The sequence below is a fragment of the Novosphingobium sp. 18050 genome, assembly GCF_902706195.1.
Taxonomy (GTDB): domain Bacteria; phylum Pseudomonadota; class Alphaproteobacteria; order Sphingomonadales; family Sphingomonadaceae; genus Novosphingobium.
Map to the genome: position 1 here is coordinate 1 of NZ_CACSJO010000103.1, position 420 is coordinate 420.

General features: G+C 69.0%; 1 protein-coding gene. It reads right to left on the bottom strand.

Translation table 11 applies throughout. From position 1 onward, the window contains the following. Nucleotides 1-420, bottom strand: a 420-nt coding sequence (locus GVL61_RS24580) for a hypothetical protein (RefSeq protein WP_200845027.1), incomplete at both ends; no start/stop codon positions are given.

Consider the following 420-nt stretch of genomic DNA (forward strand, 5'->3'; position numbering starts at 1 on the left):
GCCCCACCAGCTGATGCCGGCATTGCGCTCGATGAGTTCGGTGGCCAGCGCCTTGAGCGCCTTCGGGGGCGCGGCCTCGTCCACGAAGTGGAAGCCCGTCTGCCCCGTCTCGGCCACGATGGCCTCGATGCGGTCGGCCAGCACCTGGGCGCTGGCGCCCTCATAGCGGCCGATGTAGTCCAGGCCCACGTCGCAGAAGCTGCACTTCTTCCAGTAGCAGCCGTGCGCCACGGTGAGCTTGTTCCAGCGCCCGTCGCTCCAGAGCCGGTGCATCGGGTTGAGCATGTCCAGCAGCGACAGGTAGCGGTCCAGCGGCAGGCCGTCCCAGGTGGGCGTGCCGACCTCGGCGAAGGCGACGTCGGCCTCCATCATGTTCACGTACTGCACGGTGCCGGCGTCGTCCCGCACGTAGGTGCGCAC